Origin of the sequence: Colwellia polaris (genome assembly GCF_002104515.1) — a bacterium.
In the GTDB taxonomy this organism is placed as follows: domain Bacteria; phylum Pseudomonadota; class Gammaproteobacteria; order Enterobacterales; family Alteromonadaceae; genus Cognaticolwellia; species Cognaticolwellia polaris.
The window spans coordinates 111,190-128,849 of record NZ_NBOE01000003.1; the positions used below are offsets into that span (position 1 = coordinate 111,190).

Below are 17,660 nucleotides of genomic sequence, written 5' to 3' on the forward strand. Positions count from 1 at the left end.
TTTATTTATTTACTTTCCATTATTAACTGTAGACTCATTTGCAGATAAATCATCCATTTACAGGTTTTTTCTTACATTTTTGCTTACTTTTATCTACTTTTTATTTAGTTTTTATTTAGTTAACTGGCTAAAGCTAATAACGCGGGTTGTGTTGTTGCGCCAATTGACTGTTCAATCGACTTATAAGCATTAACAAAGTCTTTCTTTAAGTGTGATTTTAAATGCCCTTTCACTTGCTTTATTGGCTCTTTTTTCAAAACACAAAATAACGCCAATGCATAAACAGTTTCAGGCTCAGTTAATGCCGCTTGACGATTTAAACTGGCATTATTGCATGAGCCGCAGCCGCCCTTAAATTGATAAGCAGTATTAGCAAAAATAACCCCAAAGCCCATAAAACAAGCAACTAAATCTATTGCCTGTGGCAAATACTCTTTCCCACCAGGCGGTAATACTTTATTTGAGATGACTAAAATACTCGCGAGTGCTTGGCTAATACCAGCTATTAAATCTTGTGGTTGATTTACTTGGTTCGGATTAAAGCCCAGCATGAGTGGCGCATTACTCAAATTTATATTAATTTCAGCGTTTTCACCGCGAATAACATTCCCTAACCTTAAGTCTTCAATCGCTGTAGTAGAGGTGGGTGAACTTGAAGTAATATCAATCGGCCAGTTTTGCATACCGGCGTATTTCTTTGTATTAATAAACATCGCTTGTGCCATTTCATCAATACTGCTGACTTTTCCTGGATAAAAGTCATTACTCGGTAGGATCAAACGCGCGTCATTTTTCAGCACATTTATATCAAAATTTTCAATCGCCCAGGCAAAAGTATCCCAGATCCAGTTTTTGGTGTTTTCATCAATTATTTCTTTTGGGCCAAATAGTTTTGCTAACATAATTTCACTACTTCTATTTTATTACTTTCAGTTCTAGTTTTTAATATTTTGATCCAATGCCCATTGCCAAGCTTTGGTATTGTATAGAGGCACCGTTGATAATGAGTGGTGATGACTACCTGATGACTCTTTCGTTGAATAAGACAGGTAAATCAGGGTTTTATTTTCAGCATCATATATACGTCTGACTTTTAAGCTTTTAAATAATATACTTTTCGACTCTTTAAAAACCACTTCGCCGTTTTTCGAGCGATCTATTTTCGCTAAATGCTCAGCCGTTATTTCACCGGTTTGTCGACAAGCTATGCTCATATCTGAAGGATCAGAAAAGTCTAAATCGGCTTCTACATGGCTAATATGACAAGTTACCCCTGTAACAATAGGATCTTGTTGGGCTCTTATAACAACATCTTTTGTGGTGAATAGCCCTAAGCTAACTTTCCCAACATCTTCTGAACATCCTACAATAGCTAAACCACAAATTAAGGCTAAAGATGTGTTACACGCTATTTTCAATTTATTTATCATCTTTAAATATTCCTACAAACTCATTACCGTTCGACGATTTACTCGCACGATACATACCTGAGCTATTGAATGGCATGGTTATATTACCTTGCGTATCAATGGCAATAACACCACCTGAGCCGCCAGCTTTGACTAACACATCATTAATGACCACATCTGCCGATTTTTCAAGACTTAAACCTTGATACTGCATGCGCGCGCAAATATCTGCCGCAACATGGTAGCGAATAAAGTACTCGCCATGGCCCGTTGCTGAAACCGCGCAGCTATCATTATTAGCGTAAGTTCCCGCACCAATAATAGGGGCATCGCCTATGCGACCAAAGCGTTTAGCGGTCATGCCACCAGTACTTGTGCCTGCGCTTATCGTACCTGACTTATCAAGCGCAACAGCGCCAACGGTACCAAATTTATATTCATTATCAAGTGTTTGGTGAGCAGCTTGAAAATCCTTTAACTCTTTTTCTTGCTCTGCTAACTGTTTTTTAGCTTTTAGTAACGATTGAAATCTCGCATCAGTATTAAAGTAACTATTTTCAACCAGTGTTAAGCCTTGTTGATTCGCAAAAACCTCTGCACCTTCACCACTGAGCATTACATGCACCGATTCTTCCATTATCGCTTCAGCTAGCGCTATTGGGCTTTTTACGGTTTTTACACCGGAAACAGCTCCAGCATTTAAGGTTTTACCGTTCATAATTGACGCATCAAGTTCATGCTCGCCATCAAAAGTATAAACGGCGCCTTTGCCCGCATTAAATAATGGTGAATCTTCTAGTATTTGAATTGCCGCAATCACCGCTGCTTGGCTAGACTTACCATCAGCTAAAAGTGCATAGCCGGTGTCACGTGCTTTTTTTAATGCTGACTCATAAGCCTGACGTTTCTCTTGTGTCATTTTACTTTTATCAATTGTGCCTGCACCGCCGTGTATCGCTATAGCAAATGCTTGCTGTGCTTGTGCCTTATTAACCAACCATAAAGGTGAGGTCGATAAAGTTAAAGCCAGTACTAAAAATAGTTTATTTTTCATTGAATATCGCCATTATATTTGAGCTTGTTTCGCCGCACTTTTTTGCTGTGCTACTTTCGCTGCTATTTTTAACCGCCACAATTGCACGGTAAAAGTATAAGGTAACAATGTGCGATAAATTCTCCATATTTACAAGTACTCAGCTTGTGTAAAAAGCACCGGCTGTAAAAACTAATTCACAGTAGACATAAATGTACACATTAGTTACTGTACTGGTCATACCATTTTATTTTTTATAAATTAGCACTGATACCGACAAGGATTTTCATGACAGAACAACGCGTAATTGTAGAAATCGCTAATAACATAGCCCATGTTAAACTTAATCGTGCAGACAAGCTGAATGCGCTTGATATGGCTATGTTTAAAGCAATTAGTAATACGATTAAAACATTGCGTAAAAACCGCGACATTAGGGCTGTTATCGTTTCAGGTAATGGAGACGATTTTTGCTCAGGTTTAGATGTTAAATCGATCATGAAGTCACAAAAAAACATGATAAAACTACTTTTTAAAGCTTCACCTTGGCGATCAAACCTAGCGCAAGTAGTTTCTACTGGTTGGCAAGATATTGCTGTTCCGGTTATTTGTGTTATTCAAGGGCGTTGTTGGGGAGGCGGTTTACAAATTGCCTTAGGTGCCGATTTTAGGTTTGCTACACCCGACAGTTCGCTATCTATTCTAGAAGGTAAATGGGGCTTAATACCTGATATGGGTGGCACAGTAGCATTACGTGATCTTATTGCGATTGATCAAGCAAAAAAACTCGCCATGACAGCAGAAATGTTTACTGGTGAGCAGGCACACGCTTTAAATTTAGTGACTGAAGTAACCAACACGCCAATGGCTGATGCCCAGGCATTTGCGCTGTCTTTAATGTCACAATCGCCAGATGCAGTAGCGGCCAATAAGCGTTTATACAACAAAAGCTGGAACAGCAGTAAAGGCTGGGCGTTATTCAGAGAGTCTTACTATCAACTTAGAATATTAATGGGTAAAAATGTTCATCGTAAAATTTATAATCAAACTCATGACACTAAGCAGCACAAGCCATTTTTAACGCGCAAAAAGTGGTAGCTATACAACATAAAAACATAGCTAGGTTTAATAATTAAATATACTGATAAAACAGAGCTGAAGTAGTATGAAATAAACTATACAAAGCTCTGTCTAACTTATTGCTCTATACACAGATTGGCTTACTCTGATAAGCATAAACCTGAAATAACATCAGTCTTCTTGTACTTTCCACTCTAAGGTATCAAGTGGATATCCACCAAACCACTTTGCCGTATCTATTACAAAATGACTGGTAATTTTTTCAATGCCTAGCGTATCTTGCATCATGTCATTGCAAACGCTATTGAAATCTTCAATCGAAGAAGACATCATAAAAGCAATATAATCAATACCACCGTTAACTTTCATACAATCAACCACTTCGGTATATTTTTTTATACCTTTTTCAAAAATACTACAGTGTTGATAACTATTACTTTTTAACGTGAAATGTGCATAAGCTTTTACATTAACGCATAACTTATCAACATTAGTTACCATGGCATAGCCAATAATAAACCCAGCATCTTCTAACGATTTTACTCGCTGTAAGCAAGCACTTGGTGATAAACCTATAATTTCAGATAAATCATTATTACTAATACGCGCATTACTTTGCAGCTCAGTTAAAATACGACGATTCATTCTGTCTAACTTAATATGTTTTTTTACCATTTTGTACCAACTTTTGGTTTGTAAAAGTATTAAAAATAAATAGATAATGCTGTTTTAGTATCTGCGTTCTAAATTATATTTGTTACATATACCTCATAATATAAGCTGAACTTCATTAAGCTTATGAGCCGCGAAATTATGATGAAATATTATCCTAGCGTTTTAATTAAAACAGTTTTAGGAAATATTACTGTTAAATTATTTTCAAAAAAAGCACCGATTACAGTAACTAATTTTTTACATTATGTAGATAATCATTTACTTGACGGTAGTAGCATTTTCAGAATAGTTAATGATAACAATGCAAGCCAGGCTGAAGATGCTAATGCAGCAATAAACGTTGTTCAAGCGGGTTTACCGCCAGAGCACCCCAAGTTATTACCTGGAATTGCACATGAAACTACCAAAGACACCGGAATTTTGCATCTAGACGGCACAATATCTATGGCTCGGTTTGAACCCGGTAGTGCTGATGGCAGCTTCTTTTTTTGTATCAAGGATCAACCTGAACTCAACTTTGGCGGCAAACGCTATGATGACGGCTTAGGCTTTGCTGCTTTTGGTCAAATCATTCAAGGTAGAGATGTACTTGAGCAAATTTTTCAAAAAGCTGAAAATCAAGAGTATTTAGAAAACGAAATTTCTATCACATCGATTACCCGTTGTTAGCATTAAATTGCCATATAGAGTTGATTTTCATCGCTAAAGGTTAATCAACTTTTTTAAATCTCGCTAGCGGTAATATTACAATAAAACATAAACTAAACAGCAGCGTTCCCATTATAATGATATCGGTATAGCCTATACCTTTAACTAACGTTGACGCTAAAATCGGCCCTAAAATATAACCCACGCCAACCACTGTTTGAGCTGCACTTATATATTTACCTGAATGATCTACATCTGAAATAACAGCAAATAATCGAGCACCAACAATACTCCAGAAAAAGCTAAATACACACATAGCGATAAGATAACGCGTGTTAGTTAATCCCTTGTTTAATACCCATATTGATAAAGTCATCACGAGTATTGAAATAAACAATAAACCAATGTTTTTACCCATATCCCCTATTAACGCAAAAAACAACGCGCCAGCTAGACCTGCAATCATGGCTAAAGACAATGCTTGAGATACAAAAGACAAAGTTAAACCAGAACTTGTCCCCATAATCGAGACATAGGTCCATACTCCACCAATACTCATATAAAAGAACAGTAAGCTTAGCAACGCTAAATTGAGTAAATTATTGGGTTGTTTAGATAGGTTGGTGATTGCACCTTCTGTCGATTTATAATCATCACTTTTACGTGGTAACAGCTTAATAACAATAAGTGGCAAAGTATAAAAAACCGCCATAGCAACAAAAACGCCACTCAATAACATCGAGTTGTAAATAATGGGCACAAGTACTAGCCCTAAAGCTTGCACAACAACAATTGCCGCGGTATAAAAACCAAACCATCGATTAGGGTTGCTGGTCATGCCGATAGCACTAATACCTACGGCAACAATTATTCCTTCGCCTACCCCTGTTAAACTTCGAATAATACACAGTAATAAAAAGTCAGTTACTAAGGCTGAAATTAAATTACCAATGACGGTAATAACAACCCCTACAATTAATGCTTTTCTAAAGTTCACTCTTTTAATGTAGATAGAAAAAACAAACGTTGCGATGGCTAAACCTATTGAGTCAGTAGAAGCTAGCCAACCTATTTGTTGCTCAGTTAACGCTAAACTAATGCCAACAACTTCTAAGTACACAGGTAAAAATAATAAAACTAAGTAGCCTATAGGTGCAGTGGCTAAACCGCTGAGTCCATATTTTAAATCTGAGTTAGAAGTTGTATGGTGCATTAAAAATCCTTTGCATTCTTAATAAGTAGCTGATAATAAAAGTAAGATTAAATGCCATATATTGCCTGAGCATCGCGCTCAGAAATAAAGCCATTTTTTATATCGGCTAATACTTTAGCTTTAGGGCGCTTATTTGGGTTACCCCAACCACCGCCATTGCCGGTAACTAACCTGATTAAATCACCTTTTTTCAAAGGATAACGACTTGTTCTACTAAAGCGAGCTTTTTCATTACCTTGTTCGTCAAAAACTTGCACATAATTACATGAACCTTCTTCACCTTCATTAATGCCCCAAGGGGTTGTAATACCGCGACCAAAAAAGCTAGAAATATCAGCATCGTCTGAAAGTATTCGATAATCGAGCACGACACCGTTGCCCCCTCTAAACTCACCCGCTCCAGCAGTATTATGACTAAAAGCATATTGCTCTACCATAACGCCGTAGCGTGCTTCTGTAATTTCTACCGGAATATTGCTAGTTTCACCATTACCAACACAAAATTGACCCGACTCACCATCTTTACCAACAGCGGCCCCCCAGCCACCAACTAATGGCTCAACCAACAGATAATGCTCGCCTGTTTCAGGTATTTGACCCGATAAGTTCATAGTACATACTGAACCAAACTGACCAGCAGTAACTACCCCTGGTAAAACAGGAGCTAATGCTTTGCGCACCACATCAGCAGCACATACCATAGATTCAAAATAAGCCGATACTGGTGCTGGTCGTTTTGCTGTTAGTAATGTGCCCTCAGGGCATATCACTTGTAATCGGCGAAAGCAGCCGTCAGTTGCGGGGGCATCGGGCTGAACAATACCCATAAATACTTCTCTAGCCGCAGACACTAATACGCCCATAGTGCAATTAATAGGCCCAGGCGCTTGGTCAGAAGAACCCGAATAATCTAGAACAAAAGCTTCATCGGTTATCGTCACTTTTACTTTAACTTTAAACGGTCCATTACCCATGCCATCTTCATCAATAAGATCTTCAGCTTCGAATACACCTTTAGGTAAAGTTTTAAACTTTTCTAACACCATTAAGTCACCATGTTCAAGCAACTTGTCTATCGCCGTTAAGGTAACGTCTTTACTGTATTTTTTCATAACAGAAAGAAAGCGTTGTTCACCTACTTTTAATGAAGCGGCACAGGCTTGTAAATCACCTAAGGTCATTTCTGGTAAGCGAACATTCACTTCAATTAAATCGAGTAGTGCTTGGTTCGCAATACCTTTTTCAAATACTTTAATACCTGGGAATTGCAAACCTTCTTGATAAATTTCAGTAGCATCGGCACTGTAACTACCGGGATCTTTACCGCCAATTTCAGTCCAATGTGCTTTGTTAGCTGTCCATGCAACAAGCTCTTCTTCAAAAAATACCGGGCGGATCATACAAACATCAGACAAATGAGTACCGCCCCCTGCATAAGGGTCATTTAAAATAAAAACATCATCTGGGTAAATATTTTCGCGATCAAATTTTGCAATAATATTTTGTACGCCCGCATCTAGGGTTCCAATAAAACCTGGAATGCCATTGCCTTGAGAAATAAGTAAACCATTCGCATCTGTAACACCAATACCATAATCTAACGACTCGTAAATAATCGGGCTTTTACTCGTTCTTTTTAAAGCTAAAAACATTTCTTCGCCAATAGCGACTAAGGCATTTTTAATAATTTCTATGGTAAATATATCGACTTTTTTATTCATAATTTTTTACTCAACTTATTTAATTCATTAAATTTATTCAAAAAATATCAATTCATTAATCACGAAGATAAATATGAATACCACCGAAATCATCAATCTCAACTCGGTTCTCAGGTAAAACCACGGTAGTCGTAGTGCTCTCTTCAATAATCGCAGGTCCTTTAAATTTCATACCTGGTTGTAATTTTTCACGATTATAAATAGCCGCGGTTACTTGAGTGTCACTGTCAAAGTCAACCGAACGCTTGCCAATTAAGGCTGTATCTGCACTTTCTGTTGAACTTGCTGGTAATTTTTCAAGTGTTGCTTTATCTAAAAGCCCAAAAGAAACTAAGTGAATATTAACAACTTCAATCGCAGAGCCGTCTAGCCTAAAAGTATATTCTTGTTGATGGGTTTGATGAAAGCGCTCTGAAAGCGCACGAATAAATTCAATTTCTTCAAGTTCAGTGCTTGGAACATGAATTTTAACTGTATGTTCTTGTCCGCTATAGCGAGCATCAACATACATTTCATGCTTAACTTTGCTTTGGTCAATACCATCGTTTTTATAATCAAGTCCAGCTTTTTCAATAACCTGCTCAAAAGCTGAGAGCACGGCGTTTTTACTGTTATCTGTTAAGGCAAATCTATGGGTCTGAATATAATCTCTGCGTAGGTCGATCATCAACATTCCCCAAGCAGAAAAAACACCAGCAAATGGAGGAATAATAACTTTACGCGCATTTAATTCTTTACCTAAGGCTGTAGCATGCAGTGCTCCACCCCCGCCAAAGGCCATTAATGAGAAATCACGTGGGTCGTAACCACGATTTACTGAGATCAATTTCAGTGCATTTACCATATTAGAATTAGCAATGTTCAGCACACCATGTGCTACATCCATGGCGTTAACATTAAGTTGATCAGCCAAGGTTTTAAAAGCAGCTTCTACGGCGTTAAGATCGGGTTGAATTTCTCCACCAGCAAAGTTTTCGCTGTTAATTCTACCGGTAATTAAATTAGCATCCGTTGTTGTTGGCGCAATGCCGCCTCGTCCATAAGCAACAGGGCCAGGAGTAGAACCAGCGCTTTGCGGACCAACATGTAAACTATTGGCGGCATCAATCCAGGCAATACTGCCACCACCATTACCAATTTCAACAATATCAATTACCGGGGTTTTTATTGGGTATCCGGCCTTTTTCGCCGTTTTCTCTAATACATATTCTGTGGTGATACGTGTTTCACCATGATGAATTAATGAACATTTAGCGGTTGTACCACCAATATCCAACGCCATAATATTGCCATCGCCAATAACTTCGCCATAGGCAGCAGCACCAAGAATGCCGCCAACAGGGCCTGACTCAACTAATGTTATCGGGTTATCACGTGCAGATTTTAACGTAGCAATGCCGCCATTAGACTGCATAATAAATGGGTCGCTTTTTAATCCATTCGCCAGTAGCTTCTTTTTCAATTTATCTAAATACTGCTGCGCCGGAGGTAAAACATAGGCTGACAATACTGTGGTGCTCGTTCGTTCGTATTCGCGCCATTCGGCTGATATTTCATGTGAAGAAATTACATTAATTTCTGGCCATAAATTTTTCAGTGCCACAACCAGTTTTATTTCGTGTTCTGGGTTTAAATAAGCATGTAAAAAACAAACACCAATAGCTTCAACCTGTTGCGATTTAAAGTAGGCAACTAACTCAGGTAAGTTATCTAAGTTAATCGGTGTAATAACATTACCTTGGTAATCAAGACGCTCTTCTATTTCTAAACGTAAATGGCGCTCAACAAAAGGATTAGGTTTTTGATAAGTATTGTTGAAAATATCAGGCGTATTACCGCGGGCAATTTCTAAAACATCACGAAAACCTTTTGTGGTGATCAAACCGGTTTTTACACCTTTTCGTTCGGTAATAGCATTGATAACAACAGTGGAACCATGAGCAAAAAAGTCTACATCTGACAAATCAATATCTGCTTTTATAGCGGCATTGACTACGCCCTGCTCAAAGTTTGGCGGTGTTGTATCACTTTTAACGGCTTTAACATTACCTTCATCAATATATACCAGGTCGGTGAACGTTCCACCCACATCTGTTGCGACTCTTACTGTCATAATTTGTACCTTACTTAAAAAGGTTAATTAAAAAAATTATAATTAACCTTATTTAGTTCCATATTTATAACCGAACTAAACATATAAATTTAAAAGAAAATAGTCAGTACTTGATAATGAAATTACCACCAAGCACAGTTTGAGTAGCTACCTAATATGTAGGTAGCTAAATCTCAAGATAGCTTTGCTTGTTTAGAAGTTATAACGCGCCTGCACACCCACTTGTCTTGGTTGATTTCGCATACGTATTAACGGGTTAAATAAGAATACAGTTTCTGGAGAGGCTTCATCTGTTAAGTTAGATGCAAATAATGAAACAGACCATTGTTCATTTTCTACGGCTATATTGGCATTTAAATAGGTATGGGTATCTGATTCGCCGGTATCTTCATTGAAAATATCGAATGAACGCGGCCCAAGGGTGTTAAATGCAAGACGGGTTTTTAGCATGTAATCACCAAATAACTCTCTAGAATAATCGATAGAGCCATTCAGGTTAAAGTCTGAAACATAAGGCATGGTGCCACCTTCGGTTACCGCTAAATCTCTACCAGAAAGAATGTCTACACCTCGGTTTTTGGTAATTTCATTATCAATTAAGCCAATACCAAAGTTAATACTTAAATTGTCTGTAATAGAGGCCGACATTTCTAACTCAAAACCGTCAATTGATACTTCATCAATATTTAAATTTTCAAGCGTAAAGGTATCTGGGTTTAGGCGGGTAAATTGCGCATCTTGTTGCTCAATATGGAACAACGCCATGTTTAACCAAATTTTACCGTCAAGCCACGTTGTTTTAACGCCCAGCTCAACAGTGTCTGAAATTTCTTGGTCATAGTTTCTAATAACAGAAGGAGAATACTCATTGAATCCGCCAGATCTGAAGCCTTTCGAATACGTGGTATAAAGTAAGTGGTCTTCTGTCATTTGCCACGCAATTGACGCTTTAGGTTGTAATTGGCTATAAGTTTCGTTGGCTTTAGAAGCGTTAGGATCTCTTTCATCAAATGCATCGCGCTCTTCAGAGTCATAACGTAATGCTACTGTTAGCTCCAAATCATCTCTGATGTCATAGTTGGTTTGACCGAAAATTGCATAGGCAGTGCTTTCTTGAATAGTTTTTTCACCTTCAAAAACTAGCGAAGGGTCTTGAGCGATATTCTCTTTTACATCTTGGTAAGTTACTCGCTCTGTCGGTGTTAAATCCCACACTTGATCATAAGAAACTTCTCTGTCTTTAGTTTCATAGTATGCGCCAAGTGCCCAACGAAAGCTTTCTTCACCCGAAGATGTAAAGCGCGTTTCAAAACTAGTGGAGTCTTCTTCTATCGGATTTATTTGGGTAATAGGAAAGAAAAAATTGTCTTCGCTGGCATCTTGGTGAGTAAAATCACCGTCAGAGAAAAACATAATGTCTGAATCATTCGCTGAGGCAATAAAGACTAAATCACCATAATCAGTTTCATGCTCAACTTTAGCTGAAACAGACCAAAGCTCAGACTCATCAAGCCCTACAGCATTAGCATCTGGTTTGACTGAAAAGTTTTCTAGCTCGTCTTTTGTCACAAATGCCATGTAATTACTCCCTTGCGTTTTCTTAGAGTAATTACCGTGTAAAGTCAGGGTTGTGTAATCAGTTAAGTAGAATTCAAGCATGCCTTGTGTGCCAAAAGCATCATCAACATAATCAACTTCTTCATTCAAAAATGAATTATCGATTAAGCCGTCAAAATCTTGATAGTTGGCAGAAAACCTAAAGTAAGCTTTATCTTCAACAATTGGGCCACTAACGGCGACATTAACTTTCCTATCATTACCTTGAGCGATTGATGCTTGTATGCTGCCTTCAACTTCATCAGATGCTTGTTTAGTCACAATATTTATTGCACCACCGATAGCGTTTTTACCATACAAGGCGCCTTGTGGGCCTCTTAGTACTTCAATTCTTTCAATGTCGTGTAAGCCTTGGTTAATAAACTCTAGATTTGGCACCGTAATACCATCAACCACATAAGCAATAGGAGCTTCACCAACCTGAGGTGTTATAAGGCCACGCACCGTAACAAAGTTAAGACCTGAGCGAAAATTTGTTGATACATTTAAATTTGGGGTTAGCGCCGAAAAGTCTTTTATTGAGCTTATGCGGGCAGCTTTTATATCTTCGTCGTTAAAAACGGTAACAGAGTCAGGAATTTGTTGAAGGGTTTCTGTTCGTCCTCGGGCTGTCACAACAATTCTTTCAACGTCTTCTACATTATTGTTTGTACTCTGTGCTTCTTCGGCAAATACGCTGGTACTTCCCGACATGGCAATGATTACAGCTAAGGTAACTTTCTTTGGAATAAACTGTTTGAATAGTGACATATAACTTCCCTCAAAATTAAGTGTTGGGCACTTTTTATAATATTTTTTAAGTACCATTTATGCTTTGCCATTTAATACTACGTAATGAGAGGAGAAGTTTTTATTGAAAAACATTCATAAAGCGCAATATATTTTGTATTTATTACCTAAAACGACACATTCCACATTCTGCACGTTAAGTTATTGAAAAGCTTATTACAAAAAATTTGATAAACAACATTTACAACAATAATCACAATAAGCTTTAACAATTTAAATGAATTAAAACGGCATTGTTGCCTTTGCTAGCCAAGCTTTGTTAGTTTCATTACTTAGAGAGGCTATGTGGTGATAAACCCTATGATGATATTGGTTAAGCCAGTTAATTTCTTGCTCACTGAGCATGGTTTTATCAATCAACTTTCGATCAAAAGGCACATGAGTTAGTACTTCAAATTGTAATGTTTTTACTTCTGCACCTACGGGCATTTCACTTTCTTTAATCATATATAAATTTTCATGGCGTATGCCAAATTCCCCTTCACGATAATAACCTGGCTCAATAGAGACAACCATTCCCGCAGCAAGAGCAACACCACTATTAAATTTAGCAATACGTTGCGGCCCTTCATGTACATTTAAGTAATGCCCCACACCATGCCCTGTACCATGTGCATAGTCATAACCGTGTTGCCAAAGGTGCTGCCTTGCTAAAGCATCAATATGTTGTCCTGTTGTGCCTTGAGGAAACTTTAAAGTCGCAAGCGCAATATGGCCTTTTAAGACTAGCGTCGCCATTTTTATTTGTTCATTAGTTACTTGCCCAATAGCGACTGTGCGCGTTACATCTGTTGTGCCATCGAGGTAATGCCCACCTGAATCAAAAAGATAAACACTGTTATTTGTCATTAATGCTGGTGTGGTATCTTTATGGTTGTAATGACACATTGCCGCATTACTGCCGACCGCAGAAACCGTTTCAAAACTAGCCTCTTGATACAAGCTATCTTTTAAGCGCATACTTTCTAGTCGGTCTGATAGCACTTTTTCATCATAAAAAACAAGAGCGCTTGTTGTTTGCTCTAACCAAGCAAGAAAGGCAACAACAGCACTACCGTCACGTAAATGACAGTTCTTAAAACCTGCAATTTCGACAGCATTTTTTTCAGATTTTAATAAACTAACAGGATCAAGGTTTTCTATAATTTCAACGTCATCTTTGATAAGTAAATTAACCATTGCTGCATTAATTGTTTCAGGATCTATTTGGATTCTTTCTGATGAAATAGCAGCTAAATAAGAGTCTAGTTCACTTTCACATCTAAAACTGACACTAGGTTCAAATTGTATAGTAATATCTTTTGGTAGTTTTTTTAGATCGAGGAAACATAAAACCTCTGAGTTTTCGCTGATTATGGCGGTTGCATAAAAAACAGGTAAGCATGGTATGTCGCGCCCACGTAAATTTAACAACCAACAGATAGAATCTAAATTAGTTATAATTGCATTGTTCACGTTATTGCTTTTTAGTCGCTGTGCTACTTGCTTTATCTTTAGTTTACTTGATTTTCCATGATATTTTTCTTGAAGAAAGGTAATAGGCTTTATATTTTTACTAGGACGTTCAATCCAGCACAAATCTATTAAATTTTCTTCGACTGCCAAACAATACTTCCCTGATTTGCTTAAAGCTTGTGTAAATTTTTTATACCAAGAAAATGCATGTAGTTTACAATCAACACCAATTAAAACTTCACTTGGCAATAGTTTATCTGCCCAGTCGTTACTGCTGAAAGTTGATAAACATTCAAATTCAAATAAAGCATTATTTACTTGTTCAGCAACCTGCACTTGGTATCTGCCATCGACAAACATAATCGCTCTATTTTTCAGTATAACCACCACCCCTGCTGTGCCAGTAAAGCCACTTAACCACTTTAGTCGATTATTATATTCAGCAACTTCTTCGAGCAGATATTGATCTTCATGAGGCACTATAAATGCATCTAAATTTAGCTTTGCCATTTTATTTCTAACAGCCTGTAATCTCGACGAGTATGTATTTTTCATTTCAGTACCTAATAAAAATTATATCCCTTTATTTTATGAAGTATTAAAAGTGAATGTATTTCTATTACAGCACTTATTCAGTAATATATTTTGTTTACTCGCCCAATTAACCAAGACATTTTGTCGCGCCAATTAAGTAAGGTCAGGTACACTTTAATTAAGTAGGGTCTGTTGAATCACAAGATGAGTATTAAATTGCGAATATTTTTTTCATTATCACTCGTGCTCGTTTTAGCTTCTTGCACAACTCAAGGAAAACTTGAGTACATCTCTTTGGATGGCGAGCATAAAACAGCGTGCGAAACTGAATATACTTGGGAGCCTTCAGTCGATAAATATGCGCTTGAGTATATTTTAAGTTATTGCGCCAAAAAAGCGGTGAAAAAAGGACATCGCGTTGTTGATGAGTCCTTACTTAAAATAGATTTAAGTATACCTTTATCACCCAATGGTAACTCTTGGACTTTTGATTACGCTAAAAAGTTACATAAAAATAATAGGCTAAGTGACAAGGAATACGGTTATATTATCGCGTATATAGATCTTGGACTGAATAAAGGTTAGGTTTTCTTACTCATCACAAGTGATTTCAACATAAAAAAACAGTTGGTTTTTGCTGATGTCTCGCATCTTTTAACTAACTATTTTATTACAACTTTTAACGATGTTAGGTTTACTTTCAATGAAGATTAATCAAAAGGTCTGGATTTTAAGAGGGTTCGCTTTATTGTTTTTTACTTATCGCAACTCTTACTTCGATAGACGAAGTTAGTTCTTCAGAATATGGTTCATTTTGGCACACATTCATTTTTATATTTAGTTGCCTTGTTTATTATGTGTGCGTTTACCTATCTAGAAAATTAAAGAGCTCTGAAAAAATGAAAACCTAATAAGCGACTTTGCTCGAAACTGCCATAAAAATCACTAATATTAAAACCGTTTTACGGGTTACTCATAAGTAATTGCACGATAATATATGACGGCTTATAAGATGAAGTTACTGGTTATCTATTCGTTGTGCTTTCTCACCTAAAAATTCATTGTAAAGCTTTTCATGGGCCGCTTTTGAAAAGGTATCTGTTCGATGTTCATATTGTGATATCCAATCAACTAGCATAGTTAAATTAGCGTCTTGGTCAGCTTTTGATTTATATTTATGCGGCTCCCAAGGACGTTTTTTCGCATTGCTAATACAAAGCTCTACCGGTTTGTTTAAAAATATAATTTCACTGCAATACTTTAATGTGTGGGTCAATAAATCACTGTAACAGCCTTCAATTACCCACGCGTTGTTTAGCTTAATAAAACGGTCTATTTCACTAACCGAAATATCGACACTTTGGCGATGCGGCACAGGTGATTTTTCGGTGATTGGAAGCCAAGCCAAAGTGTCTAAATCTAAATGCGCAAGTTGATGTAGCTCTGACAGGTGTTTTGCCAAGCTAGATTTACCCGAGGCAGAGTTGCCAAAAATCACAATTCTTTTAACGTCGCTACTCGCTGCTAACATGGCAATACATTAGACCTTATTTTGTTTCGCTTTTAGCAATACTATCCGTATCATTTGCCGAAGTGCTTTCATCTGAGCTTTCACCCGAGACGGCTAGATTAGCTTCTGCTTCTTTCGCAGCAATCGCGGCACGTTCTGCTTTTGAGACATACTTTGGTTTGTTAGAATTTTGCAGTTTAGCATTCATCTTTTTAAGCTTTGATTTCAAGGTTTGGTTAATTTTCTTTTTACGGTTCATATAACAGGTATGCTTCTTTTAATGATTAAGGTGTTTAATGGTTGAACGATAGTTATCAGTAGTTAACTATTGATAATCACTGATAACTACTGGTAACTGCGGGATAATTAAGCCCGCAAACTTAGTAATATTATAATGCGGTAATCGTTTGCTACTTACATTTATGGCTATTTAAGCAAAGGGTGATCCGCAGGTAATTGCTTAGCAATCCATAACGCTAATTTGTGTTTCATGCTGGCTAAGTCTTCACCGTCTTTTGGTAAAGGTTGAATAAGTTTATCGTTAACTAATAAACGGTATAAGCTTTCAACTTTTTCCTTGGCAGCATTGGTGGCTGAAAACCCATTGTAGCCACGATTTTTTGCGTAGCCTTCACCAATAGTAATGGCTTTTTTTAATAATTCTGCTTCATTTTTTAACTTCTTCATCTGCAGTACGGGTTCCTATTTTATGTATTTTATTTAATGGGCTTGATCATTAACGCACCTGTATTAATGATAAAGCCTTGTTCAAGTATATTAATATGCATTTATTAGCAAACTTAAGCGGTTGGCATATCCAAATAAAAAGCATTAAGTTTATTACCATCTAAATCTCTAAAATAGCCAGCATAAAAACCTTCCAACTCCCCTCTTGGCCCTGCAGGTCCTTCACAGATAGCGCCTAGCTCAAGAGCTTTATGATAAAAAGCGTCTACTTCATCAGGAGAATGTAGCATGATAGCGACCATAACGCCGTTCCCCACTGTTGCTGGCTTACCGTCAAAGGGTTTGGTGACAGATATACCGGCTTCTTCTGGTGACCTAGACCAAGCAATAAATTGCTCAGTTTCAAGAAAGCGTGTTGCGCCAATGGTGGCAAGTAATTCATCATAAAAAGCGACTGCTCGCTCTAAATTATTGGTACCTAAAGTAACGTAACCTATCATGGTATATCCCTCTTATTTACATTTTAAAAATCAGCCAACATTGATGGTTCAAACTGGTCGGTTGAAAGAGTTAAATTAAGGTTTTCTAATCGTATATTTAATTCATTTATATCTGTATTGAGTTTAGACATTGTGAGCGTATTGTCATCTAATAAATACACTTGCTTTAAACTGGCATAATAAAAATTCAAAATAATTAAGGCATTGACGTTTACGTCTTCAGCTTCTGCAGCGGCTTTAATTTTTTTCAGTTTACGATAAATAAAGTTCTGCTGCTGTTTAACTTGCCAAACATAATATACTTCACTAAAAAAGGCACTAAAGCGCAATCTATGTAGCGCGAAAACGCAGGTTAATAACGCAAGTAACACGCCCATAAAGTTATATCTGAAATTACTTTCTGTTGCGGCCTCATTAACCATTTCGCCCGAACCTACATTAGCTGAGTTGGGTAATAAGGCATTATCAGCAAAGAGCATAATAAGGCCTTGCCCGTAAACTAGCGCTAAAGTAAGTAAGCTGGCAATAAAGCCAACAATAATAATATTTAAATGTTTACGATAAACGGTTTTCTCAATCTCTTTTAACTTCATTGCTCTACTTACTTGTTAGATTTTATATAGATAATACGGTTATACCAATTGATTTAATGAATCGGTCAATTTTAAACGAGGAT

17 protein-coding genes are annotated in these 17,660 nt (G+C 37.2%); 3 read left to right on the forward strand and 14 right to left on the reverse strand.

Going from position 1 to position 17,660, the window contains the following annotated elements:
- Positions 1-119: 119 nt before the first annotated feature.
- The 3 genes from B6A32_RS07545 to B6A32_RS07555 are packed head-to-tail and all read right to left on the reverse strand — an operon-like array spanning position 120 to position 2,463.
- Positions 120-902, reverse strand: a complete 783-nt coding sequence (locus B6A32_RS07545) for a hypothetical protein (RefSeq protein ID WP_085302564.1) — start codon at positions 900-902, stop codon at positions 120-122.
- 33 nt (positions 903-935) lie between these two features.
- Positions 936-1,430, reverse strand: a complete 495-nt coding sequence (locus tag B6A32_RS07550) for a CreA family protein (protein WP_085302566.1) — start codon at positions 1,428-1,430, stop codon at positions 936-938.
- Positions 1,420-2,463, reverse strand: a complete 1,044-nt coding sequence (locus B6A32_RS07555) for an isoaspartyl peptidase/L-asparaginase family protein (RefSeq protein WP_085302568.1) — start codon at positions 2,461-2,463, stop codon at positions 1,420-1,422. Before B6A32_RS07555 ends, B6A32_RS07550 begins: the two co-directional genes overlap by 11 nt.
- Before the next feature lie 267 nt (positions 2,464-2,730).
- Between B6A32_RS07555 and B6A32_RS07560 the strand changes: the two genes are divergently transcribed.
- Positions 2,731-3,540: a crotonase/enoyl-CoA hydratase family protein gene (locus B6A32_RS07560; RefSeq protein WP_085302570.1), complete on the forward strand. Its 810-nt coding sequence runs from the start codon at positions 2,731-2,733 to the stop codon at positions 3,538-3,540.
- A gap of 153 nt (positions 3,541-3,693) precedes the next feature.
- On the opposite strand, the gene B6A32_RS07565 is transcribed toward B6A32_RS07560, so the two are convergent.
- Positions 3,694-4,197, reverse strand: a complete 504-nt coding sequence (locus B6A32_RS07565) for an Lrp/AsnC family transcriptional regulator (RefSeq protein ID WP_085302572.1) — start codon at positions 4,195-4,197, stop codon at positions 3,694-3,696.
- Between the two features lie 138 nt (positions 4,198-4,335).
- On the opposite strand from B6A32_RS07565, the gene B6A32_RS07570 reads away from it, so the two are divergent.
- The gene (locus tag B6A32_RS07570) at positions 4,336-4,866 is read left to right on the forward strand and encodes a peptidylprolyl isomerase (RefSeq protein WP_233131354.1); all 531 of its coding nucleotides are present in this window, start codon (positions 4,336-4,338) and stop codon (positions 4,864-4,866) included.
- 40 nt (positions 4,867-4,906) lie between these two features.
- On the opposite strand, the gene B6A32_RS07575 is transcribed toward B6A32_RS07570, so the two are convergent.
- From B6A32_RS07575 to B6A32_RS07595, 5 genes are all read right to left on the reverse strand, one after another.
- Entirely contained in the window at positions 4,907-6,058 is a 1,152-nt protein-coding gene (locus B6A32_RS07575; protein ID WP_085302574.1) for an MFS transporter, read from the reverse strand.
- 47 nt (positions 6,059-6,105) lie between these two features.
- On the reverse strand, positions 6,106-7,779 hold the full coding sequence (locus B6A32_RS07580; RefSeq protein WP_085302576.1) for a hydantoinase B/oxoprolinase family protein: 1,674 nt from the start codon (positions 7,777-7,779) through the stop codon (positions 6,106-6,108).
- A 55-nt stretch (positions 7,780-7,834) separates the two neighbouring features.
- Complete coding sequence (locus B6A32_RS07585; RefSeq protein WP_085302578.1) at positions 7,835-9,892, reverse strand: hydantoinase/oxoprolinase family protein; 2,058 nt, start codon at positions 9,890-9,892, stop codon at positions 7,835-7,837.
- Between the two features lie 192 nt (positions 9,893-10,084).
- Positions 10,085-12,259: a TonB-dependent receptor gene (locus B6A32_RS07590; protein ID WP_085302592.1), complete on the reverse strand. Its 2,175-nt coding sequence runs from the start codon at positions 12,257-12,259 to the stop codon at positions 10,085-10,087.
- Positions 12,260-12,520: 261 nt separating this feature from the next.
- Complete coding sequence (locus tag B6A32_RS07595) at positions 12,521-14,308, reverse strand: aminopeptidase P family protein (protein ID WP_085302594.1); 1,788 nt, start codon at positions 14,306-14,308, stop codon at positions 12,521-12,523.
- Between the two features lie 183 nt (positions 14,309-14,491).
- Between B6A32_RS07595 and B6A32_RS07600 the strand changes: the two genes are divergently transcribed.
- On the forward strand, positions 14,492-14,872 hold the full coding sequence (locus B6A32_RS07600) for a hypothetical protein (RefSeq protein ID WP_101685930.1): 381 nt from the start codon (positions 14,492-14,494) through the stop codon (positions 14,870-14,872).
- A 433-nt stretch (positions 14,873-15,305) separates the two neighbouring features.
- Here B6A32_RS07600 and B6A32_RS07605 read toward each other — a convergent pair whose 3' ends face one another.
- From B6A32_RS07605 to B6A32_RS07625, 5 genes are all read right to left on the reverse strand, one after another.
- Positions 15,306-15,818: an AAA family ATPase gene (locus B6A32_RS07605; protein WP_085302596.1), complete on the reverse strand. Its 513-nt coding sequence runs from the start codon at positions 15,816-15,818 to the stop codon at positions 15,306-15,308.
- A gap of 16 nt (positions 15,819-15,834) precedes the next feature.
- Positions 15,835-16,056, reverse strand: coding sequence for a DUF2986 domain-containing protein (locus B6A32_RS07610; protein WP_085302599.1), 222 nt, complete (start codon positions 16,054-16,056; stop codon positions 15,835-15,837).
- 167 nt (positions 16,057-16,223) lie between these two features.
- Entirely contained in the window at positions 16,224-16,484 is a 261-nt protein-coding gene (locus B6A32_RS07615) for a DUF5062 family protein (protein WP_085302601.1), read from the reverse strand.
- Between the two features lie 113 nt (positions 16,485-16,597).
- Complete coding sequence (locus B6A32_RS07620) at positions 16,598-16,984, reverse strand: VOC family protein (RefSeq protein ID WP_085302603.1); 387 nt, start codon at positions 16,982-16,984, stop codon at positions 16,598-16,600.
- A gap of 23 nt (positions 16,985-17,007) precedes the next feature.
- Positions 17,008-17,577, reverse strand: a complete 570-nt coding sequence (locus tag B6A32_RS07625; RefSeq protein ID WP_085302605.1) for a DUF3087 family protein — start codon at positions 17,575-17,577, stop codon at positions 17,008-17,010.
- Between the last annotated feature and the right edge of the window lie 83 nt (positions 17,578-17,660).

What these genes read in the sequence shown, in the direction of transcription:
- B6A32_RS07545 (WP_085302564.1), bottom strand. Translation starts at nt 902, where the DNA reads ATGTTAGCAAAACTATTTGGCCCAAAAGAAATAATTGATGAAAACACC.
- B6A32_RS07550 (WP_085302566.1), bottom strand. Translation starts at nt 1,430, where the DNA reads ATGATAAATAAATTGAAAATAGCGTGTAACACATCTTTAGCCTTAATT.
- B6A32_RS07555 (WP_085302568.1), bottom strand. Translation starts at nt 2,463, where the DNA reads ATGAAAAATAAACTATTTTTAGTACTGGCTTTAACTTTATCGACCTCA.
- B6A32_RS07560 (WP_085302570.1), top strand. Translation starts at nt 2,731, where the DNA reads ATGACAGAACAACGCGTAATTGTAGAAATCGCTAATAACATAGCCCAT.
- B6A32_RS07565 (WP_085302572.1), bottom strand. Translation starts at nt 4,197, where the DNA reads ATGGTAAAAAAACATATTAAGTTAGACAGAATGAATCGTCGTATTTTA.
- B6A32_RS07570 (WP_233131354.1), top strand. Translation starts at nt 4,336, where the DNA reads ATGATGAAATATTATCCTAGCGTTTTAATTAAAACAGTTTTAGGAAAT.
- B6A32_RS07575 (WP_085302574.1), bottom strand. Translation starts at nt 6,058, where the DNA reads ATGCACCATACAACTTCTAACTCAGATTTAAAATATGGACTCAGCGGT.
- B6A32_RS07580 (WP_085302576.1), bottom strand. Translation starts at nt 7,779, where the DNA reads ATGAATAAAAAAGTCGATATATTTACCATAGAAATTATTAAAAATGCC.
- B6A32_RS07585 (WP_085302578.1), bottom strand. Translation starts at nt 9,892, where the DNA reads ATGACAGTAAGAGTCGCAACAGATGTGGGTGGAACGTTCACCGACCTG.
- B6A32_RS07590 (WP_085302592.1), bottom strand. Translation starts at nt 12,259, where the DNA reads ATGTCACTATTCAAACAGTTTATTCCAAAGAAAGTTACCTTAGCTGTA.
- B6A32_RS07595 (WP_085302594.1), bottom strand. Translation starts at nt 14,308, where the DNA reads ATGAAAAATACATACTCGTCGAGATTACAGGCTGTTAGAAATAAAATG.
- B6A32_RS07600 (WP_101685930.1), top strand. Translation starts at nt 14,492, where the DNA reads ATGAGTATTAAATTGCGAATATTTTTTTCATTATCACTCGTGCTCGTT.
- B6A32_RS07605 (WP_085302596.1), bottom strand. Translation starts at nt 15,818, where the DNA reads ATGTTAGCAGCGAGTAGCGACGTTAAAAGAATTGTGATTTTTGGCAAC.
- B6A32_RS07610 (WP_085302599.1), bottom strand. Translation starts at nt 16,056, where the DNA reads ATGAACCGTAAAAAGAAAATTAACCAAACCTTGAAATCAAAGCTTAAA.
- B6A32_RS07615 (WP_085302601.1), bottom strand. Translation starts at nt 16,484, where the DNA reads ATGAAGAAGTTAAAAAATGAAGCAGAATTATTAAAAAAAGCCATTACT.
- B6A32_RS07620 (WP_085302603.1), bottom strand. Translation starts at nt 16,984, where the DNA reads ATGATAGGTTACGTTACTTTAGGTACCAATAATTTAGAGCGAGCAGTC.
- B6A32_RS07625 (WP_085302605.1), bottom strand. Translation starts at nt 17,577, where the DNA reads ATGAAGTTAAAAGAGATTGAGAAAACCGTTTATCGTAAACATTTAAAT.